Annotated in this window: 15 protein-coding genes and 1 other annotated feature; of the genes, 2 read left to right on the plus strand and 13 right to left on the minus strand. The window is 51.4% G+C overall.

From position 1 onward, the window contains the following. Positions 1 to 49 precede the first annotated feature (49 nt). Positions 50 to 315: a binding site (T-box leader), on the minus strand. 114 nt (positions 316 to 429) lie between these two features. Both FCN15_RS04120 and FCN15_RS04125 read right to left on the minus strand, forming a co-directional pair. Next, positions 430 to 3,564: a copper amine oxidase N-terminal domain-containing protein gene (locus FCN15_RS04120; RefSeq protein WP_138493699.1), complete on the minus strand. Its 3,135-nt coding sequence runs from the start codon at positions 3,562 to 3,564 to the stop codon at positions 430 to 432. 190 nt (positions 3,565 to 3,754) lie between these two features. Then, positions 3,755 to 5,428: a ribonuclease J gene (locus FCN15_RS04125; RefSeq protein ID WP_138493701.1), complete on the minus strand. Its 1,674-nt coding sequence runs from the start codon at positions 5,426 to 5,428 to the stop codon at positions 3,755 to 3,757. A gap of 229 nt (positions 5,429 to 5,657) precedes the next feature. Between FCN15_RS04125 and FCN15_RS04130 the strand changes: the two genes are divergently transcribed. Next, complete coding sequence (locus tag FCN15_RS04130; RefSeq protein WP_138493702.1) at positions 5,658 to 6,287, plus strand: LysE family translocator; 630 nt, start codon at positions 5,658 to 5,660, stop codon at positions 6,285 to 6,287. 42 nt (positions 6,288 to 6,329) lie between these two features. On the opposite strand, the gene FCN15_RS04135 is transcribed toward FCN15_RS04130, so the two are convergent. Beyond that, entirely contained in the window at positions 6,330 to 7,808 is a 1,479-nt protein-coding gene (locus tag FCN15_RS04135; RefSeq protein ID WP_138494014.1) for an amino acid permease, read from the minus strand. A gap of 37 nt (positions 7,809 to 7,845) precedes the next feature. On the opposite strand from FCN15_RS04135, the gene FCN15_RS04140 reads away from it, so the two are divergent. Continuing rightward, positions 7,846 to 8,844, plus strand: coding sequence for a YheC/YheD family protein (locus tag FCN15_RS04140; protein WP_238996497.1), 999 nt, complete (start codon positions 7,846 to 7,848; stop codon positions 8,842 to 8,844). Here the strand turns inward: FCN15_RS04140 and FCN15_RS04145 are convergent. The 10 genes from FCN15_RS04145 to FCN15_RS04190 form a co-directional block, all read right to left on the minus strand. Beyond that, positions 8,828 to 9,304, minus strand: a complete 477-nt coding sequence (locus FCN15_RS04145; RefSeq protein ID WP_138493704.1) for a GNAT family N-acetyltransferase — start codon at positions 9,302 to 9,304, stop codon at positions 8,828 to 8,830. The genes FCN15_RS04140 and FCN15_RS04145 overlap by 17 nt on opposite strands. A gap of 63 nt (positions 9,305 to 9,367) precedes the next feature. Next, positions 9,368 to 9,844 carry a DMT family transporter gene (locus tag FCN15_RS04150; RefSeq protein WP_138493706.1) on the minus strand — a complete coding sequence of 159 codons (477 nt, stop codon included), beginning with the start codon at positions 9,842 to 9,844 and terminating at the stop codon, positions 9,368 to 9,370. After that, positions 9,841 to 10,557 carry a Crp/Fnr family transcriptional regulator gene (locus FCN15_RS04155; RefSeq protein WP_138493708.1) on the minus strand — a complete coding sequence of 239 codons (717 nt, stop codon included), beginning with the start codon at positions 10,555 to 10,557 and terminating at the stop codon, positions 9,841 to 9,843. The genes FCN15_RS04150 and FCN15_RS04155 overlap by 4 nt, the downstream gene beginning before the upstream one ends. Positions 10,558 to 10,581: 24 nt before the next feature. After that, a complete protein-coding gene (locus FCN15_RS04160; RefSeq protein WP_138494016.1) occupies positions 10,582 to 11,031 on the minus strand; it encodes a DMT family transporter in 450 nt (149 codons plus the stop codon). A 165-nt stretch (positions 11,032 to 11,196) separates the two neighbouring features. Continuing rightward, entirely contained in the window at positions 11,197 to 12,264 is a 1,068-nt protein-coding gene (locus FCN15_RS04165; protein ID WP_138493710.1) for an HD-GYP domain-containing protein, read from the minus strand. Positions 12,265 to 12,504: 240 nt separating this feature from the next. Then, the gene (locus tag FCN15_RS04170; RefSeq protein ID WP_138493711.1) at positions 12,505 to 12,828 is read right to left on the minus strand and encodes an antibiotic biosynthesis monooxygenase; all 324 of its coding nucleotides are present in this window, start codon (positions 12,826 to 12,828) and stop codon (positions 12,505 to 12,507) included. Between the two features lie 13 nt (positions 12,829 to 12,841). Next, entirely contained in the window at positions 12,842 to 13,699 is an 858-nt protein-coding gene (locus tag FCN15_RS04175; RefSeq protein ID WP_138493713.1) for an alpha/beta hydrolase, read from the minus strand. A gap of 65 nt (positions 13,700 to 13,764) precedes the next feature. Further along, positions 13,765 to 14,799, minus strand: coding sequence for a FecCD family ABC transporter permease (locus FCN15_RS04180; RefSeq protein WP_138494017.1), 1,035 nt, complete (start codon positions 14,797 to 14,799; stop codon positions 13,765 to 13,767). Positions 14,800 to 14,809: 10 nt separating this feature from the next. Beyond that, on the minus strand, positions 14,810 to 15,826 hold the full coding sequence (locus tag FCN15_RS04185; protein WP_138494018.1) for a FecCD family ABC transporter permease: 1,017 nt from the start codon (positions 15,824 to 15,826) through the stop codon (positions 14,810 to 14,812). Between the two features lie 28 nt (positions 15,827 to 15,854). Continuing rightward, positions 15,855 to 16,913 (minus strand): ABC transporter substrate-binding protein, encoded by a 1,059-nt coding sequence (locus FCN15_RS04190; RefSeq protein WP_138493715.1) that lies wholly within the window; start codon positions 16,911 to 16,913, stop codon positions 15,855 to 15,857. Positions 16,914 to 16,998: the final 85 nt, after the last annotated feature.

Below are 16,998 nucleotides of genomic sequence, written 5' to 3' on the forward strand. Positions count from 1 at the left end.
TCCCATATCGAATGAAAAAATAAAAAGGCCTTTCGTCTCCAAATCAATCATTAGAGACGAAAGACCATGTCTTACGCGGTACCACTCCAGTTTTATGAACAACCGTTCATACGCTCAGCGGATAAAGGGATCAAGCCCGTATCCTGCCCCTCGTAACGGCGGGCATTCCGGCCGCAGCTAATCCCCGAACACATAGTTCCGGTTTCAAAGCGGCTGCTCCAAGGCGAGTTCCCTGATCTCCTTCTGCTGCTTCGCATCAACCAGCAGCTTTCTGAAACCGGACAGGCAGGTACTGTTCCTCATCCAAGCATTTAAAATATTTCCATAATAATAGCAGGAACTCGCCAATTAATCCAGTCTTATTTAACATGACTTGTTAAAATTTTTATTTTCGGACCGGCTGGCTGCTCCCAGGCCGTTCATTCCTCCTTAAGGCTGAGCCTGCTGCTGGCCGGAATCCACTGAGGAATCGGAATCTGCCGCTGAAGCTGGTGCGGGAGCTGGAATCTCGACGGTATCAGAGGCAGCAGAGAGCACATCAGGCGTATCGGCGGTTCCGTTTGAAACCGCGAGCACATATACCTTGTAGCCGGCTCCCGGCTTCAGGGCAGCTCCGGAAATATCGGAAGCAATAGTCTTCGTAACTGCAGCTCCCTCTTTACCGGTGCTGAGATAGCCGGCTCCGTCTACCGCTTCAGCATCGCTTAATTTAAAGGAACCGCGGTCCGAAGGAACAACGAGAATCCGGTATTCCGAGATCAGGTTCTCGGATTCCGATTTCGTGAAGGTTACCTTCAGACTGGCGTTATCGTCGTTCAGCGACGCCTTGACCTCTGTCGCCGGGCTGATTGTCAGATTGCGGGTCAATGTGATCGCCGAGGACGCCGCAGAGAGCTTATTGCTGCCTGAATAGCCGGATTTGCCTACGGACAGGACAAAGATCCGGTAGGCTGTGCCGTTTGTAATGGCTTCCCCGTTTACTGTCCGCAGCCAGTCATCCAGATTCACACTGTAATCTCCGCCGGTTGTGCTGACCTTCTTGTAATAAGAACTGGTCACATTGTTTGCCTTGGCCAATGTAAAGCTGGAAGCGTCCGAATCTTTCACAACCATTATCCGGTAGCTGCCGATTTGGCTCTCATCAGCCGCCTTAGAGAACTTGACCTTTAAATCGCCGGCATTGCCGTTGTCCGCAATATCGCTGACTGTCAGATTGGAGACTGCTCCAAGCGATTTGTTGTCGGTCAGCGTAATGCTTGAAGAAGCAGCCGACAAGGCTCCATTCGTCCCGCTCCCTACGGTCAGCACAAACACTTTATAACTTTGGCCTTTGCCGACAATGTCGCCGTCAACCGAACGGGTATAGCTGTTTAGTGCCAAGCTCAGATTGCTGCCGGTTTTGGGGACACTGGTGTAATAGGAGCTGGACAAGCTCGAGGCTTTGGATAATGTGAAGCTGCCGGCTTCGTTCGCTTTTACCACAAATACACGGTATCCATTTATGCCGGTCTCTGTGGAGGCTTTGTCAAAAGAAACCTGGAGATCCCGGCCGTCTCCGTTATCCGCAATATCGCTTACTTTCAGATTGCTGACTGCCGGAACCCCTTTGTTGACGGACAGTGTAATCGACGAGGACGGGCTGGACAGTACATTGTTGTTCACATTGCCGTTCTTGGCGACCGAAAGCACAAATACCTTGTAGCCAGTTCCGTTGACAATGAGCGCCCCGTCTGTGCTTCGGGCATTTTTATCGAGATTCAGGTTATGCGTGCTGCCGCTTAAAGAGACGGAAGTATAGTAGCTGCCGGACAACTTGCTGGCCTTGGATAAAGTGAAGCTGCCGGCATCCGCAGATTTTACAACAAATACACGGTATTCGCTGATGCTGCTTTCACTCTTGGCATCCGTGAAGGATACCTGCAAATCCCGGCCATCTCCGTAGTCGCTGGTGTCGCTTGCCTTTAAGCTGCTTACCGCAGCAACCCCGCTGTCTGACAAGGTAATCGCCGCGGAAGGCGCTGACAGCCAATTCGGATATTTGGAACTGTTATTGGACACCGCCATGACAAACACCTTGTAAGATACTCCCTCCGTCACAGCATAGCCTTGAACATCCTTCAAGGTATTTGGCAGGACGGTCGTAAGCGTCTTATTCCCGTTCTTGGACACTTCGTAGTAACGGTCTCTGGAAGCCGCATTTGCCGCGCTCAGAGTAAAGCTCCCGGCGCTGTCTGCTCTCACCACGTAGATCCGGTAATTCGCGACTTTGGATTCATCCGAAGCTTTGGTAAAGCTGACCTGCAGGTCTCTTCCGTCGCCGTAATTCGAATTATCGGTTACCGATGAAAGGACCGGCGCCTGATTAGAGGCGCTCAGGATCAGCGGCGAGGAAGCCGCAGAGAGCCTGCTGGCAGATGCGGACGGTTTGCTGCTGACCGAAAGCACGAAGGCCGTGTAAGATACTCCATTCTTGAGCAGTTCACCCGAAGTATCCCGGCTGCCGGCATTCAGCACCGTGCTCAGCGTACTGCCTGCTTTGCCGACTGAAGTGTAGTTGGAGCTTGAAACCGCATTAGCCGCAGACAGCGTGAAACGGGAAGCATTTGCGGTCTTCACAATAAACACCCGGTAGCCGGAGATGTTGGATTCGCTTGATGCTTTGGTAAAGCTGACCGCCAAATCGCGTCCATCCCCATAATCGGCAACGTCGCTTATGCTTACGTTTGATGCGGCAGGCACCGAATTTCCAGTCAATGTAAAAGTATCCGAAGGCGAGGAAAGGGCATAATCCCCCGAATTGCCGAGCGTCATCACAAATACCTTATAGGAAGAATCTGCTGCAAGTATATTGCCGTCGACATCGCGGGTTTGGGCAGTCAGGCTGACCGACTGGTCTCCGCCCGCGGACGAGACCGCCGTGTAATTGGACCCATTCACGCGCAAAGCTTTCGCTTCAGTAAAGCCCGAAGCATCAGCTGCCTTGACGATAAAGATCCGGTAGCCGGTTATGTTCGCGGTATAGTCCGGACGGGCAAAGTTCACTACTACATCCGAGCCGTTCCCGTTTTGTCCGGTAACCCTTGCGCTTACATAAGACACGCTGTCTACCGTCCCCGGCGTCACTTCTCCTGAATCTCCGTTTGTATGAATGATTACGATTCTTGAGGCTGGCTGCCAGTCAACGGTCTGTCCCAGTGCTTCACTCACAAAGCGAAGCGGCACCAGCGTTCTGCCGTTCCGGGAGAAGGCCGGGGAATCCAGCGAGACGACCTCGCCGTTGATTGTTGCCGTTCTGGAACCAAGCGTAAGCACAACCGTGGTGTCATCCTTGTAAGAGGTGACGGTCTGGGAGCGCTGATCCCACAGAACATCCGCATCCAGGGCTTCAAAGATCCCTCTGAGCGGCACAAAAGTACGGCTGCCCGAAACGACCGGGGCCTGGTCGGTGACAAGCTCTGTGCCGTCTATATAAATTTTGATTGCGGAAGCAGCATGCACTTGGGGCGGTGCAATAACAGCTGCAGTGAGGACAGCGGCCATAAATGCAGATATGATTTTCTTCAAAAAGTTCACCCTCCAACTTAATCTTCCGTTGCCAATGATGTCATTTTCTTGGTGAATTAACAATTTATTTTAGAGCTTCCACCTCCCGTATGTTATAAGACGCAATCCAATTACCAAAAGTTTCATGTTGCCAAATGTAAAAAAATAGCCCACGCTTTCGCGTGGAGCTGCGGACCTGCATTATTGTGATCTAAACCTCTATGACGATCGGGAGAATCATCGGCCGTTTCTTCGTCTGGCTGTAGATAAATCTGCCGACGTTATCCTTAAGAATCTGCTTGATTTCGCTCCACTGGCTCTTCTCCGCTTCATTCAGCCCGTTCATGGTGGTCAGAACCAGATCCCGGATCTGGCCCATCAGCTCTTCGGATTCCCTGACAAAGACAAACCCTCTTGAAATGACCTCCGGATCGGCCAGCATGTTCTTCTCGGATTTGCTTAACGTCGTTACAATGATGATCATGCCGTCCGAGGATAAATGCCGCCGGTCCCTGAGCACGATGTTGCCGACTTCTCCAATCCCCAGGCCATCGACAAAGCTGTTTCCTGAAGGAACTTTCGGCCCAAGCAGCGCTTGTCCGTTCTCGATCTGAACCGTCTCCCCGTTCTTGACGATAAAGACGTTCTCGTGCGGTATACCTACCCATTCAGCCAGCTGGCGGTGCTGGTACAGCATCCGGAATTCCCCGTGTACGGGAATCAGATATTCCGGCTTCATCAGCGTCAGCATCAGCTTCAATTCCTCCTGGCTTCCGTGGCCGGAAACATGCATCCCCGTGGCGGTGCCGGATCCGTAGATGACCTTGGCTCCCAGCACATAGAGGTTATCTATAACCTGGGCAAGATTGCGCTCATTGCCCGGAATGGGGCCTGCCGCAATAATGACGGTATCACCGGGCAGAATTTCGATCTTCGAATGCTTGGAGCTGGCCAGTCTTGATAATGCTGCCATCGGTTCTCCCTGGCTCCCGGTGCACAATACAGCGATCCGTTCAGCCGGATACCTTTCGGATTCCTCCGGTTCAATCAGCAGGCCGTCCGGAACATCCAGATACCCGAGCTCCATCGAAACGCTGACGACGTTCACCATGCTCCGGCCCAGCAGGATCAGCTTGCGACCGGTTTCGACAGCGGCATCAATGACCTGCTGCACCCGGTTCACATTGGAGGCGAACGTAGAGATAAAGATCTGCTGCTTCGCTCTTGCAAAAGCATCCAAGATCTGCCCCCCGACCAGGCGCTCGGAAGGCGTAAATCCCGGCCTTTCCGCATTCGTGCTCTCGGACAGCAGGACTTTAACGCCCTGCCTGCCTATTTCCGCCAGCCGGTGCAGATCCGGGTACGGTCCGTTCACGGGCGAGAAGTCGAATTTGAAGTCACCGGTATGCACTACCGCGCCTTCCGGCGTTTGAAAGCACACCCCGACGCAATCCGGAATGCTGTGATTGATCGCAAAGAAGGAGACCCCGATTCGGCCGGCCTCAATAACCGAATCGGCAGCAACGGTGTGCAGCTCTGCCTGCTTTAACAGCCCGTGCTCCTTCAGCTTGATCTTGATCAGCCCGAGGGTCAGCTTGGTGCCATATACCGGAATATTGAGCTGTTTAAGGAGATAAGGAATGCCTCCAATATGATCCTCGTGTCCGTGAGTGACGATCAAGGCTCTGACCTTCTCCCTGTTCTCTAACAGATAAGTGATATCAGGAACAATGAGGTCAATTCCGGGAAGATTCTCATCCGGGAATTTAGAGCCGCAGTCAATAACGACAATATCATTGTTATATTGAATGAAATACATATTTTTCCCAATTTCATTAACACCGCCAAGTGCGGCAATCAACAGTTTGCGGTCATTAGGATTCAACCTTAAGAGCCCCCTTGTCCATAACGAAAGGTTTAAACTACTTCTATTATTGGAAAATGCGCTTTTAACTTATTCGTCCCATGCAGGCCGCTATCAAATCCCGCGGTTCTCAGGGAGGCTCTCCGCGTTTCAAGGGGCTTCAAGGGGGGACCGCTTCCGCGTCTTGTCCTATTCCCCTGACAAGCTGAATATAACTAACATACAGTGCTAAGAAAGGGAGGAGAACACCATTAACGTGTTAGTCGGATACATTCTTCTGGGACTTTCGCTTTCTGCGCCCATCGGACCTATTAATGCGGCTCAGCTGGATAAGGGCATTAAAGGAGGTTTCTGGCATGCCTGGTGCGTGGGGCTGGGTGCCCTGCTTGCCGACCTTGCGTATATGTTCCTTGTTTATTTCGGGGTCGTTCAAATATTGAACAATCCTTACGTCAAAGCATTTCTGTGGCTGTTCGGGTTTATGGTGCTTCTGTACACGGGATTTGAAAGCATCAAAGACGCTGGAAAAATCACTTCGCGTCAAATGAGAGGCGGCAGCACGCCTTTGTACAAGTCCTTCTTATCCGGCTTCTTCATGTCGTTCTTTAACCCGCTCTCGATCCTGTTCTGGCTGGGGATTTACGGCTCCATCCTGGCTGATGCAGCGAGCACCTACCCGATGAGCCAGCTCCTGATCTACAGCGGAGGAATTGTAATCGGGATCCTGATCTGGGATTTCTCCATGGCTGCCGCCTCAAGCATGTTCCGGAGATTTCTGACCTCAGGCGTGCTGAGAAGCATTTCGATTCTGTCCGGGATCTCGCTGCTCGGCTTTGGCGCTTATTTCGGAGTGCAGGCTGCGCGCATGCTGTTTCTTTGAGCTTTGAGTCCTTGAGTCCGCCAGCTCTCAAGTGAGGGGAGCTTACGTTCTGCTCTTCTGACGAATGATCCCTTTGCTCCGGTAGGGTTTATCCGGCCGGAATCTTTGCGGATGGTACGGATGGTGCGGCTGCTCTCGCTCAGAACTGTCCCCCTGTCCGCTTCCTTCCCGGCCGGCTCTTCGCTTCTCGACAATAAAGCCGCAGATGGCAATGACCGAAACGAGCAGCAGACTGATAAAGAACCCCGGCCGGCTGAGCGCATGAAACAACGTTCCGCTCACTGCTGCAGCAATCAGCACTAAACCGATCCACCGCTTGACAGCGCCCAGTCTGCCGGAAGAGACCAGTCTGCCGGAAGACAGCAGAATAAAAGACCAGTTGTACAGCAGCATCAAGCCGGCAGCCGTTGTAATGTATTCATAGACCTTGCCCGGAAGCAGCAAAGCCGTGATAATGGCTGCAATGAGGCCGCACGCGATAAGACCCAGCCCGTACAGAGGATATTTGTCCTTCCATTTGACGGCAAACAACCGGGGAGCATCCCCTTCCTTGGCCAGCGTGTTAATCATGGATGCGACCGCATAAAGCGACGCCGTCATGGTGGAGAAGCCTGCTACAATCAACACGCCATTGAATAAATGCGGTACAAAGGCCAAATGTTCACTGCTTAAGGCGAGTACAAACGGACTTTCTTTGGGGTTAAAAGCTTTTAGCGGAACCATCGTTACAGCCAGCCCAATGGACAAACCATAGACGACAGCCAGCGTAATGAGCATGACCTTCCCCGCTTTAGGGGCCTCTTCCGGCTTCTCCAGCCGATTGGACATGATGCCGAGAACTTCAATGCCTCCATACGCATAGAAAGCGAAGATAAACGACGACCAAAGCCCGGTCCAGCCTGAAGGGAACCACGCCGTATAAGAGGAGGGAACTTTAGGCTCATATTTTCCGCCGTGAATCCAGCCTGCCAGCAGAGCGGCAGCGAGCACAAGAAACATTACGATCGCTGCCATTTTAATGATGGCAAGAACGTTCTCAACACGGTCAAAGCCTTTGTTGCCAAAGAATACGATGACGAGCCCAAGCAGGCCGAAGCCGGCAGCGAAAGCCCACATCGGTACAGCAGGTAACCAGAAACGCGCAAAGATGGACAGCGCCGTCAGCTGGCTCCCCATAATCAGCAGCTCGGAGAACAAATACACCCAGCCGCTGCCGAATCCGGCCAGCCCGCCGAAGGCTTTCTTCGCATAGGAACGGAAAGAGCCCTCCTCAGGCTGTTCTGCCGTCATTGCAGCCAGCGCATCAAAGACAATATAGGTGCCCGCAGCAGCAAGAAGATAAGCGATCAGCACCGCCGGTCCCCCCATCGAGATTGCCAGACTTGAGCCCAAAAAATAGCCTGTCCCGATCGTCCCCGCCACGCCCAGCAGAGAAAGCTGCCACCACTTCAGCCTGCCTTCCTGTTTTGCCGTCCCTTTTGCATTTGAAGAGCTGTTCTTCTTGCTCGTGTTGTTGTTCATGCTGCTCCTGTTGTTGTTCATGCTGTTCATGTTGTTCATGTTGGAAAGATCCTCTTTGTACGTAGATTTTTGGGGGAGATCCCTTCATCTAGTTTGGTTTCGAGCCGGGCACTTTAACCGTGAACGACTAGGATTTTACCAAGGTCAACCTGAAGCCGGTTATCATACCTTAATGAGACGAACTCCAAAAATGAGACGAATTCTAAAAATAATTTCTCCCATTCAAATTTCTCCCATTTCATATAATGAGGTGAACAGAACCATGCCGGTTGATCAGAAAAATGCGAACTTAGGCAGTAAATGGGTTAAAACGCAGATCTTACTGAGCAGCCCCGAGCTGTCCAGGTATGTGCCGGACACGTCTTTATTTTCTTATGCCAATCTGGCATCCATGCTCAATAAGCATCAAATGGTCTATGTTAAGCCCGATAAAGGATCGGCGGGCAGAGGCATAATTAGAGTAAGCAGGGGGAAAATAAGCCGTTATTGGATGCGGAGCGGTACTAAACAGCTCAGGTTCAATAGTTTTGACGAGATGTTCATAGCTTTGAATGCTCACAAGCTTAGCGGAATTTACATTATTCAGGCTGGAATCAAACTGCTCAGGTTAAGAAACAGGCTCACCGATATCCGCATCGTCATTCAGAGGAATGAGCAGAACAAATGGGAATTTACAGGCATCATCGGCCGGCTTGCACATCCCCGCAAAATTGTAACCAATTACCATGCAGGCGGTAAAGCGCTCCCGATGAAGGCGCTGCTCAGCCCTTTTATCAAACAAAGAGCAGACAGGATTGAATTCACTGCAAGGCTCAAGGAATTAAGCTTTAAAGCAGCCCATGAATTCAACAAAACAAACCCCCGTTTCAAAGAACTGGGGGTTGATATCGGCCTTGATGCGTCGCTGCATCCATGGATTCTGGAAGTCAATACTAAGCCGAACAGTATTATTTTTAAACAGCTTAAAGATAAGACAATGTTTCGGAGAATGCTCGAACTGAAGAGATTTCACGGCTTAATTAACCCAAATCCTTGAGGTACCAGGCATCGCAGGCAAAATGTTCCGATCCGGCAAGCGGCGCGCCAAGCAGTGTAAAGCCATGCTTCAGGTAGAACCGGTTGGCGGCATGCATATTCTGTAACGTTTCCAAATAACACTGCGAATAATGAAGCTTTGCAAATTCCTGTGCTTTCTTCAGGAGCTCTCCCGCCAGGCCTGTACCTCTTGTTTCAGGTGTCAGATACATTTTCTGCAGCTCACATACGCCTTCCACTTCCCCGAACGGGGCAATGCCGCAGCCTCCAGCAATCTCACCGTTCTCCTTCTCAATGACCCAGTATGCCCGGCCAGGCTCGTTGTAGTAGTGATATAAATCGGACATACTCGCGTCCTCCCAAGCCAAACCGGCCCGGTTCCCGCCGAATTCGATCAGGCATTCCCGGATCACCTTCTCAATTGCCGCATTATCTTTAAACTGTAATTCACGAATTTTCATTATTCAAGAATGCCTCCCGCGTGTTTCAATACGAACAAATAAGATTGCGTTTAATTGCTGCAGCTAATTAGACGGTTTCGTTCTGGTCAGGCTCACTTTATCCGCTCTGCCGCCGGCCTTAAACACAACGATTCCGGCAACGATCAACAGGACGCCCAGCAGCTGACTGAGCTTGAAAGGAACTTTTTGCAGCCCCAGCCAGCCCAGAGAATCCCACAGACATGCAAATCCCAGCTGGGAGGTCATGACGATGGATATGGCATACGTTGGCGAGAGATGCCTTAAGGCCTGCACCAAGCTGATAACGACTCCTACCCCGATCATCCCGCTGATCCAATACCAGGACTGCATGTGCGTCAAATGAAACATCTGCTTGCCCTCAAACAGCAGCCCGATGCCAAGCGAAGCGGCAAATCCCATGCCGAGCACCAAAGACGTAGTGGCCCATGAGCTGACATGCTGATTGACTTTATTGTTAAAAATATTTTGCAGACTTACAAGCGCCCCTGCAATTAAGGCTAACACGATGCCGGTGATCATGAATGACGCTCCTCCTCCTCATAAATGCTGTGTCCGATCAGCTTCTTCAACCCTTCTTTATTTATCACCGTCAGATATCCATTATTCCGCTCAACAAGCCCGGACTCGCAGAATTTCTGGATTACCCTGTTCAGATGCCGGTAGCTGGTGCCGATCAGATTCGCCGCATCTTTAAGGCTTGAGGTGCTGATCTGCCCGCCCGTGTGCAATTCTGCATCATCGTCGGAGACCGACAGAAGATAACTCGCCAGCCTCACCTCTACCGGATGCAGCAGGTTAAAGCTTAAGAAATTCGACTTCCGGTAGAACTTGTGCGTAATAATATCCAGCAGGAATTGAAGCAGCGGCGCATAGTCTTTTCCATACTTATCCAGCCAGCGGAACGGAACGCCGATCATCAGGACAGGAGTAACCGCCTCCACCGTATTGATGATTTCAATTCCCCGAATATACTCAATATCTCCAATCACCTCAAGAGGGGTTGTGAAAGAAATAATTAATGACTTTCCCTCAGGTGATGTCGTAAACACCTTAATCTTTCCCTTGACCAGCACATACAGACTGTGCCCGCGGTCCCCCTGCGAACAGATCGGCTCCCCCCGTTCAAAGCGGAGCAGCGTAAGATACGGCAGCAGTGCCTCGGGAAAAACCTTCTCCAGCCGATGCCCGCTGAGATAATCTGCCAGCATCTGCCGGTCCTGAACCTCTTTCATTCCTGCAGCGCCTCCAATTCTGTCCTAGAACACCTTCATCATAACGATACCGGCAATCATCAAGCCGATGCCGGCTGCCTGCGGAAGCCTGATCTTCTGCTTCACAACGCCAAACCAGCCCCTGCTGTCGATCAGAAAAGCGGATAACAGCTGGGCAATCAACAGAGCGGCGATCGTGAACGTGATGCCTATCTTTTGCATGGCCGTTACTTCACTGAAGATAATGACCGCCCCAAGTGCCCCGCCAAATAGATACAGCGGCTTGACCGCTCGAAACCCGCCGCTGCTGCCCCTCTCTCCCTGCCGTCCTTGGATCCGTATCAGCAGAAAAATCAAAAAAGCGAGCACAAAACCCGTCATCTGTGTAACCGCAGCAGCCTGCCAGGTGCCGATATCTTTGCTGATTCTTGTATTGGCCACTCCTTGAAGCGTAATGCAGGCTCCGCCAATAAAAGCAAAGACGGCCCCTTTAATACTTCCTTTCATGTTTCCCTCTCCTTCTGTTCTCCTGTACCTTATTAAAAGATAGATAAGGGAGTCAGGGGAAGGACATATGTCCTAACCTTAGCATGTACGAATATAACTTGACTTATTTGCAGTCTTATCCGCACAAAAAAACCTGCCTTAGCGGCAGGTTCCTTACAGCAGAACCTCTTCGATCTCCAGACTGCGGCTTTTGGACAAGTCGCGGTAAACATTGGAATCCACTTTCACGAGCGGGCGGAACATGTCGGATAAGTTGTTCATCACGATGGTTCCCTGCTCCCCGTTGCTCAGATGAACCTTCTTCCCGATAAAGTTAGGCAGCAGGTGCTGAATTAGGGTATGCACCGGCTTCTCATTTAACTTGCCGAAGCTCAGGGCGTACATTTCCTTCAGATTCGCAATCAGATTGTTCGGTTTGTCGGAATCGTTCTTCTCGCGCATGCTGACGTATTCGTCCGCCACCGCGACAATTTGCGCATACGGATGAATCTCCTGCTTCACCAGCCCGTTCGGATAACCCGAGCCGTCTTCCCGTTCATGGTGCTGCAAAGCGATCAGCGCAGTGGTCTGATCCATGTTTGAGTTCTGAATCAGATCATAGCCATAGACCGTATGCTTCTGGTATTCCTTCCATTCCTGCGGAGTCAAGGACTCCTCTTTGTAGCGGATTCGCAGCGAAACCCTGCACTTGCCGATATCATGCAGAAAACCGCCTTTACTGATCTGGTAGCACTCTTCCTTCGTATAACCGAGCCAGCTGGCTATGTAATAAGATAACGTTCCTACCTGAATGGAATGCGTGTAATTATTGACATCGTCGCGCTCGAGCATCAGCAGCAAACGGACAACATCCTTATGTACGGCAAGCTCATCGACCATGGGTGCATAGGCATGATCCACACGGCTTGAATCAAAATGGCCGTTAACCAGCGCATTCAGAAACGCAGACTGATAATTTTGAACAGTAAAATCAAACCGCGGTTTAATCGTCTTCTCCGCCCGGACCGCTTCCTCCGCTGCCGGGTCAACCTCTGCTGCAGCACCGCCCGGTTGCGGCGCTCTCTCTTCAATCTCGACATGTTCAACCTGATGCCGGAGCAGCAGGGCGATGTCCTCAGCTTTAATAACCGCACCCTTGCCCAGGATATGAAGTCCCACGCTGTTGAACGTATCCTGAATAAGGCGGTCGCCGTGCTGGAGATCCATAACAGAAACTTTCAATCTATTCCCCTCCTGCAGAATATCTATCTAACCAAGACTGCAACCTGTCAGCCCTTCCCTGTGAAATAAAGGCCCTTTATTCCTTTATCGGCTATAAAATCGGGGAGATTTCATAGTCTTAGCGACCTTAAAGTTGAAATTTCGGCCGCTAAAATAGTTCTTAATACCTGTTTTCAGCCGAATATTCACAGCAAAATGAAAAAAGCCGCCGCAAAAGCGGCAGCTTTCCTGCTGGTTCTTCTATTTGATCACCCCTTCAGTGACCGCTGTAACCTCATACATCGCAACCTTCTTGTCCAGGATGTACTCCGGTTCTGTTTTACCGCGGTTTGCCCGGTGGCCAGCGAGGTGCACATCGCTTTTCTCCCAATTTTTCCAGGCTTCTTCCGAGGCCCACCGGATCATAACCATCACTTCGTCATAGTCTTTGGACCTTTTGCTCACCATGACCGTCCGGTCGATCAAACCTTCGAATTCGTCAACAGGGCTTGGCTTGCTGAATTTCTCTGTGACCTCATCCAAATATCCTTTAGCCACCTTAATGCATCTCGTCTGAACCAGCATTTCATCATCCTCCTTATTTGTTGTCGGCAAAGTCCGGATTCTCCGCAGGCTTGCCCGCAGACCGGAGTGCAAATCTGACCCCTTGGCTCATCAGCACAGCCAATACAGAGACATGGGCCTCATCCTTAAAGTTCTTGTATTCTACGGTTAAGCCTGAGCTGCGCAGGTCCGTCAGCTTCCGGTGCAAGGTCTCCGCATTCTCAATCATCCGGTGCGACGTTTCGAGCTCTCCTGCCGCGACCAGCAGCCTTCTCTCCTCCGCCAACCCTTGGAGCCTGCCGGCAAGCCGCTCCGCTTCTTCAAAGATAAACGATTCATTCCAGTGGATGGACGGACTCCCTGCAATGTAATTCTGAAACGTCTGCGGATGAAGCAGCAGCATCTGCAGGACAAACAATCCTCCGAGGGAGTGGCCGATGATCGACTGCTGGCTGCGATTTATGGGATAAGCCTCCTCCACTGCGGGTTTAAGCTCCTCCTCAATAAATTGCATAAAACGCTCCGCGCCGCCCTCTTCTGCAAACGTTCTATTCTTAAACGAATAAGGCTGACCGTCCTCACGCGGCAAAGTGAAATCATAGGTGCGTTCATTGGAAAAAGGAGACTCCGTCCGGTAACCGATTCCAATCACGACAGCAGGCACAACCCCTGTCTTCTCAGGTCTCCGGGACTGAACGCGCAGCGTTTCGGTCACAGTTGCAAATACCGCATTGGCATCAAGCACATAAATAACCGGAAATCCCCCCGCAGGCGGCTCTTGGTTCGGTACCGAGGCAAAAATCCGGTATTCCCGGCCGCTTGTCTGCGAGGTTACCTCCCATTGCCAGGCATTTGGCAATTCAAAGCTTCTGCGGCAGCCCAGCAGATTCATTGCGCAATTCCTCCTTGCTTGTGAATGAATAGATGAATAGATGAATAGATGAATAAATAGGTTCACTACCGCCGTTTCTGTGTGGAATAAAGCAAATAAATAAAATAGGGAATACCGATAATGGCAATGACAATGCCGACAGGAAGCTCTACAGGCGCGAACACCTGCTTCGCGATGGCATCCGCAGCCATAACCAGAAGCGCTCCGATCAAGCCGGCGAGCGGGAGAATTTGAGAGTGCCGGCTGCCTGTAAGCCGCTTGGCAATATGCGGAGCCAGCAGACCTATAAAGCCGATGTTTCCTGACACTGAAACACAGGCGCCGATGATGCCGATACTGCAGAGCAGCAGCAGATTTTTCTCCCGTTCGACTTTAACGCCAAGGCCCTTAGCTGTGTTCTCACCAAGCTGATAGAGATCAAGCAGCCGTGCTTTGTGAATCACAATGGGCGTTAATACCAGCAGCCACGGCAGAATGCTCAGAATGTAGGTCCAGCTGCTGTTCCAGATACTTCCGGCCAGCCATACCGCCGCCATTTCATAATCCTGCGGATTCATCTTGAGCGAAACAAACAAGGTTGCCGCCCCTAATCCGGAGCCTGCTGCCAAACCGGCAAGAATGAGCTGCTGGGTATCCAGAACCCCGTTTTTTCTGGCAAAAAAATATATAAATACCGCCGCGCCAAGCCCGCCTGCCCATCCAAACACCGGCATAGCCAAAGCGCCGAACAGGTCTCCTGCGTCCGTTTGTCCCTGGGTCAGGAACATGAAGAACACAACCGCTGCTCCAGCCCCTGCGTTAATGCCGAGGATTCCGGGATCGGCCAGCGGATTGCAAGTAACGCCTTGAATAACCGTACCGGCGATGCCTAATCCAAAGCCGACTATTGCAGCAGCCGCAATCCGCGGCAGCCGGAACTCGAACAGGATCAGATCGTAGTCCGCAGCCGGATGAATGCGCAGCAGGGTCAGGACGATATCTTTTACAGGAATATCAAAGGATCCGTTCGTCAAGCTGATATAGAATACGGCCAGGATGCTTCCGGCAAGCAGCAGCAGAAGCGTTCCATAACGAGTTCTATAACGCGTTCTATAACGCATTCCAGAAGAGTTACGCCGCATGCCTTCGTGCTCCTTTTCTTTTGATCAAATACAGGAAGTATGGAACTCCGATGACCGACGTAATGACCCCGATCGGCGTCTCAAACGGATAATTGACGAACCGGGCCAGGACATCGGAGGCAGCCAGAAATACACCGCCGATCACACCTGAGCACGGAATAATCCATTTATAATCAATTCCGGTCAGATAACGGGTGATATGCGGAATGATTAATCCCACAAAGCCGATATTGCCGGCCAGCGCAACGGATACTCCTGTCAGCAGAACAACGGATAAGGTTCCGATGCCTTTGACCCAGAACGTCCGCTGGCCAAGTCCGGCAGAGATTTCTTCGCCTAGAGACAATACCGTAATCGATCTCGACACACAGACAGCAAGCACAAGTCCTGCCGCGGCAAAAGGAATCGCCAGCTTGATCATCTGCGGCTCCAGCTGGTGCAGTCTGGCATTGTACCAAAAGCTGATTTGCTGGGACAGCTGAAAATAAGAAGCGGCTGCGGCAGCCAGACTGCTCAGGAATGTGCCGGTGATCGTGCCGAGAATGGCCAGCTTGACCGGGCTGAGGCCGTCAGTCAATAAGGAGGCAGCTCCAAAGACCAGGCCGTAAGCCGCGGCTGAACCGAGAAGCGAATAAAAGATCAGGTCCAGCGAGGATACGCCGGGCATCACAATCATGCAGAGCGTAACGGCAAAGACAGCTCCGTCTGACACACCCATGATGGAAGGAGAAGCAAGATAATTACGTGTCATGCCCTGCATAATCGCGCCGGATACAGCCAGACAAGCCCCGATCAGGAGAGCCCCCAGGGCTCTCGGCAGCCGCGAATGAATAATAATTTGGTGATCAACATTATCTGGATTAAAATGAAAGATTGCATTCCATACGGTGATTCCGCTAATCGATTTGGCTCCAAAAGTGACGGACAGGATGACCACTAGAGCGATGACGATCGGTGAGCATACCAATATCATCAGAGGAGCCGATCTCTTTCTCCGGTTCTGCATCATGTCCTACCTCCGGTTTTGTTCCCGTTTATTCAGCCGACAGCTTCTCAACTACAGCCTTGAGGAACGTTGATTTGCTCCAGGCCGTTCCTCCCTGTGCCAGCGGGTCGACAGCATTGACATATACGTGATTGGATTTAACGGCATTAATCGTTTTCCAGATCGGATTATTTTCCAGCTCCTCCAAAGCTTTGGGCTTGTCTTTGTTCTCGTCCTCGGAGAATTGGATGAACAGGTAATCCGGATTCATCTCGCTGAATTTCTCCAGCGACACTGTCTCCTGCGATTTCGCAGCTTTGATCTCTGCAGGCACCGTAAAGCCCAGATCCTGATACAGCGATGGATTAAAGAAGAGATCTGCGCCATAGATCATGATATTGCCTGTCCGGATCCGGACCACCATCACCTTCTTGTCCTGCAGCTTGGTGCCCAGCTGTGACTTGGCGGCTGCAGCATCATCTTTATACTGCTTGATAATCTGTTCGGCCTGCTGCTGCTTTCCGGTCAGAGCTCCAAGCAGGTTCAAGTTGGCTTCCCAGTCCGCGGCCGAATAGGAAATCGGGATCATCGTCGAGATTTTGGCCAGCTTCGCACTGACCTCCTCAGGGAACTTTCCAGTGCCGAGGATCACATCCGGCTTCAGCTTGACAATGGTTTCAAAGTCGGGCTGCGTCTTCTCCCCAGCGGATTCCGCATTGGCTGTAATGTCTTTGAACATGTCCGGGAATTTACCTCCAACGGAAATCGCACCGACCGGATTTACCCCAAGCACCAAAGCGTCCTCCATCGCCTCGAGACTGCCGGTAATCACCAGTCTTTCGGTACGGGCAGGCACCGTATAGTCCTTCCCGAGATAGCTGATCGTCTGCGTTCCAGCAGCTGCCGGTTCTGTGGAGGTGCCAGTGCCAGCATCCGAAGCTGCTGCGTTTGCGCCAGCGGCCTCCCCGCTGCTGGATGAAGACGGCGCCGTGGAAGCTGCCTCGCTCGTAGAATCATTGCTGTTTGCTCCGCAGGCCGCCAAGGCGGCAAGCAAAGATCCTGCTATGATCAAGCTGGTTATTTTTCTAACTGATAAAGATAAAGACATAAATAAGGTTCCCCTCTCGCTCTAAATGATATTGATAATCATTATCATATTAAAGTTGAATAAGGGCTCCGTCCATGTACAATTC

The organism is Paenibacillus pinistramenti, assembly GCF_005869875.1.
Lineage (GTDB): Bacteria > Bacillota > Bacilli > Paenibacillales > Paenibacillaceae > Fontibacillus > Fontibacillus pinistramenti.

Coding starts and splice junctions, on each gene's coding strand:
- FCN15_RS04135 (WP_138494014.1), bottom strand. CDS start 7,808: ATGAACAACAACACGAGCAAGAAGAACAGCTCTTCAAATGCAAAAGGG.
- FCN15_RS04140 (WP_238996497.1), top strand. CDS start 7,846: ATGTTGGAAAGATCCTCTTTGTACGTAGATTTTTGGGGGAGATCCCTT.
- FCN15_RS04145 (WP_138493704.1), bottom strand. CDS start 9,304: ATGAAAATTCGTGAATTACAGTTTAAAGATAATGCGGCAATTGAGAAG.
- FCN15_RS04150 (WP_138493706.1), bottom strand. CDS start 9,844: ATGATCACCGGCATCGTGTTAGCCTTAATTGCAGGGGCGCTTGTAAGT.
- FCN15_RS04155 (WP_138493708.1), bottom strand. CDS start 10,557: ATGAAAGAGGTTCAGGACCGGCAGATGCTGGCAGATTATCTCAGCGGG.
- FCN15_RS04170 (WP_138493711.1), bottom strand. CDS start 12,828: ATGCTGGTTCAGACGAGATGCATTAAGGTGGCTAAAGGATATTTGGAT.
- FCN15_RS04175 (WP_138493713.1), bottom strand. CDS start 13,699: ATGAATCTGCTGGGCTGCCGCAGAAGCTTTGAATTGCCAAATGCCTGG.
- FCN15_RS04180 (WP_138494017.1), bottom strand. CDS start 14,799: ATGCGTTATAGAACGCGTTATAGAACTCGTTATGGAACGCTTCTGCTG.
- FCN15_RS04185 (WP_138494018.1), bottom strand. CDS start 15,826: ATGCAGAACCGGAGAAAGAGATCGGCTCCTCTGATGATATTGGTATGC.
- FCN15_RS04190 (WP_138493715.1), bottom strand. CDS start 16,913: ATGTCTTTATCTTTATCAGTTAGAAAAATAACCAGCTTGATCATAGCA.